This window comes from Azospirillum sp. B506, assembly GCF_000333595.1.
GTDB lineage: Bacteria > Pseudomonadota > Alphaproteobacteria > Azospirillales > Azospirillaceae > Azospirillum.
On the sequence record NZ_BADK01000092.1, the window covers coordinates 1 to 4,093 of the forward strand.

Below are 4,093 nucleotides of genomic sequence, written 5' to 3' on the forward strand. Positions count from 1 at the left end.
CGCGTGTTTTGATCGCGTTGCTGACGAGGTTCTGGAAGACCTGGCTCATCTGGTCCTCGTCGCCGACGACGGGCGGCAGCCCCTCCCGCGCCTCCAGGCGCAGGCGGATGCGGCGGTCCGCCGCCTTCAGCTGCAGGGCGGCGATGACGTTCTCAAGCTCCTCCACCACATCGACCCGGCCGTTGGGCGGCATATGCTCGTCCAGTTCGATGCGGGACAGCGACAGCAGGTCGTTGACCAGACGGGTCATGCGGCTGGCCTGATCGTGCATGATCGCCAGGAAACGGTCCTGCGCCTCCGGGTCGTCGCGGGCGGGGCCGCGCAGCGTCTCGATGAAACCGAGCAGCGAGGACAGCGGCGTGCGCAGCTCGTGGCTGGCGTTGGCAATGAAGTCGGCCCGCATCTGCTCGGACCGGCGGGCGGCGGTGACGTCATGCAGGGTCAGGATCGCCATGCGGGCGACGGTGGGCGGGCGCGGCGCCGGCTCCTCCTCGATCTCGCCATCCAAAAGCGAGGGGTCGGGCTCCGGCACCAGCCGCTGGAACGGTTTCACCTGCGCCTCGAAGCTGCGCTCCACCGGGACCGGCAGCGTGAACTCGATGATGCGGGACGCACCGCCGCGCAGAACCGAGTCCACCGCCTCCAGCACCGCCGGCGTGCGCAGGCAGGAGGCGAGGTCGCGGTCGACGATCTTGTCGCCGAACAGCTCCCGCGCCGTCTGGTTGGCACGCACCACCTGCCGGTCGGCATCCATCAGCAGCAGCGGGGCGGGCAGGGCGTCGATCACCGCCTCGTCGGCATCCAGCTGCATCCGCACGCTTTCGGCCCGCCGCAACCCGACGCGGTGCAGCCGGCCGATGGTGGCGACCAGCGCCTTCAAGGCCGGCGGCGTGCCGACCGGAGCCAGCGGATCGTCGGCTTCCGCCAGACGGGCGGCATAGTCGGTCACCGCATCGGCGTCGCTGCGATAGGTGCGCAGGATCAGGACCGCCCCCGTCAGCGCCGCCCCGCCGGCCACCAGCGCCAGCCCGCCATGCAATGCCCCGGCATAGACCGCCCAAGCCAGTAAGGCGGCCAGCGGCACCAGCATCAGCAGGACGGCGGTCAGCAGCGGGGTGGGCGGCAACGCCTTCTGGCGCATGGGGTCGGCACCGGACAGGGGAGGGAGACGGGGAGGGGCAGTGCAATCTCCAGCCCTTCTACACCATCGCAGCACCCCTTGCGCGGCGGTCATAAAAGATTCATCGGCGTGACTGTGCGGCATACCGTTGACTCCATTATCCTGCACGGGCATTCTATTTTCATGGAAAATACTGGAAACGACATCGACAGCCGGCTCGCCACGCGGTTGCGTGCCCTGCGGGCGGATCGTGGCCTGACGATGGATGGTTTGGCCGAACGGTCGGGCGTCAGCCGCTCGATGATCTCGCTGGTCGAGCGGGGGGAGAGCAGTCCGACGGCCTCCGTGCTGGAGCGGCTTGCCGCAGGGCTCGGCGTGACGCTGGCCACGCTGTTTGCCGAAGCGGAGCGCAAGGATGCCAGCCCGGTCGTTCGCCGCGCCGACCAGATCGGCTGGACCGATCCGGCCACCGGCTACCACCGCCGCAACCTGTCGCCCCCCGGTTTCCCGTCGCCCATCGAACTGGTGGAAGTGGATCTGCCGCCGGGCGCTCGTGTCTCCTACGACAGCGGCAACCGCGCAGCCACGGTAGACCAGCAGGTCTATCTGCTGGACGGCACGATCGAGCTGACGGTGGGAGAGGTGACACATCGCCTGTCCACCGGCGACTGCCTCGCCTTGCGGCTCGACCGGCCGACAGGCTTCCACAACCCGACCGACCGGACCGCCCGCTACATCGTGGCGCTGACCACCGATGGGCGTCCCGCCTTAAACGCAGTTAAACGCTGAAAGGAGCGTCCGATGGACAGTGCCTGCCTGGACTCCCGCGGGAATACGGGAGAGAGCGCATCCGCCCCGGTAACCGTACGACTGCTGACGGGCGCCGACGCCCCTGCCGCGATTCCCGGATTGACCGACGTTCTGCTGGACTGCGTGGAAGGCGGTGCATCGGTCAGCTTCATGTCCCCGCTCGACCGCACCACCGCCGAAGGCTTCTGGCGGAGCGTGGTCGCAGGCGTGGAGCAGGGTGAGCGCATCCTGCTGGTGGCGGAGGACGGGGAGGGGGTGCTGGGCACCGTCCAGCTGGTGCTCGCCCAGCCGCCGAACCAGCCGCACCGCGCCGACCTGTCGAAGATGCTGGTCCACCGCCGTGCCCGCCGCCGTGGCGTCGGCGCCGCCCTGATGCAGGCGGCCGAAGAGGCCGGCCGCACCGCCGGCAAGACCCTGCTGGTGCTGGACACCGCATCGCCCGACGCCGAACGGCTGTACACACGCGCCGGCTGGATCAAGGTCGGCGTCATCCCGAATTTCGCCCTGTGGCCGGAGGGCGGATTCTGCGATGCGGCGTTTTTCTACAAGGCGCTGGTTTGAGGTTTGGAGTTCTCCTTCTCCCCCTGGGGAGAAGGTTGGGATGAGGGGGGTCGGCGTAGCCGAAGATGGCTTGGCATATGCGTCCCCCTGACCCTAACCCTCTCCCCAGGGGGGAGAGGGAACTCTTGGAAGGTGGACGGGAACCTATCACCTCACCACGGCAGCGAGTCATGCGCCGCCAGGGCGGCGGCGGTGACGATGTCGTTGACCGTGGCGCCCATGGTGACGATCTGCGCCGGCTTGTCCAAGCCGATCAGCAGCGGGCCGATCATCTGGCCGCCGGCCATCTTGTTCAGCAGCTTGGCCGAGATGTTGGCCGAGTGCAGGCCGGGCATGATCAGCACGTTGGCCGGGCCGGAGAGGCGGCAGAACGGGTAGACCCGCTTCATCAGCTGGTAATCCAGCGCCACGTCGGCCGACATCTCGCCATCATATTCGAAATCGACCCGGCGGCTGTCGAGGATCGACAGCGCCTCGCGCAGCGGATCGGTGTTCGGATGCGGCGTCTGGCCGAAGTTGGAGAAGGACAGCAGCGCCACCCGCGGCTCATGCCCCATCTGCCGCGCCTTGGCTGCCGCACCCATGGCGATGTCGGCCAACGTCTTGCCGTCGGGACGGACATGGACGGTGGTGTCGGCGATGAAGACGGTGCGGTTGCGGGTGATGGACAGGTGCAGGCCGAACACCGGCCCGCTCGCCTTCGGATCGATGACGCGGCGGATTTCCTCGTAGGCGACACCGAAGCTGCGGGTCAGGCCGGTCACCATGGCATGGGCATCGCCCTGCGCCACCATGCAGGCGGCGAAGACGTTGCGGTCCTGGTTGACCATCCGCTGGCAGTCGCGCAGCAGCGCGCCCTTGCGCTGAAGCCGGCGATAGAGATGGTCGGCATAGCGGCGGTTGGCGTCCGACAGGCGGGCGTTGTGGATCTCGAACTGGACATGGCCCTGGCCCATCGCCGCCAACTGTTCCTTGATCACCTCCTCGCGGCCGATCAGCACCGGCGTACCATAGCCATGGGCGCGGAAGGCCATGGCGGCACGGATCGTCCGTTCCTCCTCGCCTTCGGCGAAGACGACGCGGCGCGGGTTGGTCCGCACCTTCTCCAGGATCAGTTCCAAGCTGTCGGCCGTCGGGTCCAGGCGGGTGCGCAGGCTGTGCTTGTAGCTGGTCAGGTCGAGGATCGGCTTGCGCGCCACGCCGCTTTCCATCGCCGCCTGGGCGACGGCGGCCGGCACGGTGACGATCAGGCGCGGGTCGAAGGGCACCGGGATGATGTAGTCCGGGCCATAGCGCAGCCGGCGCCCGGAATAGGCGGCATCGACCTCGTCCGGCACATCCTCGCGCGCCAGCGCCGCCAGCGCCTTGGCGGCGGCGATCTTCATCGCCTCGTTGATGGTGGTGGCGCGGACGTCGAGCGCGCCGCGGAACAGGTAGGGGAAGCCCAGGACGTTGTTGACCTGGTTCGGATAGTCCGACCGGCCGGTCGCCACGATGGCGTCGCTGCGCACCGCCTTGACCTCTTCCGGGGTAATCTCCGGATCGGGGTTGGCCAACGCGAAGATGATCGGCTTGGCCGCCATCGACTTGACCATCTCCGGC

The 4,093-nt window shown here is 68.4% G+C and carries 4 protein-coding genes; 2 read left to right on the forward strand and 2 right to left on the reverse strand.

What is annotated here, in order from left to right; genetic code table 11:
• The coding region (locus I71_RS03475; protein ID WP_042690674.1) for a histidine kinase dimerization/phospho-acceptor domain-containing protein at positions 1-1,141 on the reverse strand (1,141 nt) is incomplete at its 3' end.
• Between the two features lie 162 nt (positions 1,142-1,303).
• Between I71_RS03475 and I71_RS03480 the strand changes: the two genes are divergently transcribed.
• Together I71_RS03480 and I71_RS03485 are read left to right on the forward strand one after the other, a co-directional pair.
• Entirely contained in the window at positions 1,304-1,909 is a 606-nt protein-coding gene (locus I71_RS03480) for a helix-turn-helix domain-containing protein (protein WP_042690677.1), read from the forward strand.
• A gap of 12 nt (positions 1,910-1,921) precedes the next feature.
• Positions 1,922-2,491 (forward strand): GNAT family N-acetyltransferase, encoded by a 570-nt coding sequence (locus I71_RS03485; protein ID WP_042690679.1) that lies wholly within the window; start codon positions 1,922-1,924, stop codon positions 2,489-2,491.
• Between the two features lie 152 nt (positions 2,492-2,643).
• Here I71_RS03485 and I71_RS03490 read toward each other — a convergent pair.
• Positions 2,644-4,093, reverse strand: a 1,450-nt coding sequence (locus I71_RS03490; RefSeq protein ID WP_042690682.1) for a phosphate acyltransferase, incomplete at its 5' end; no start/stop codon positions are given.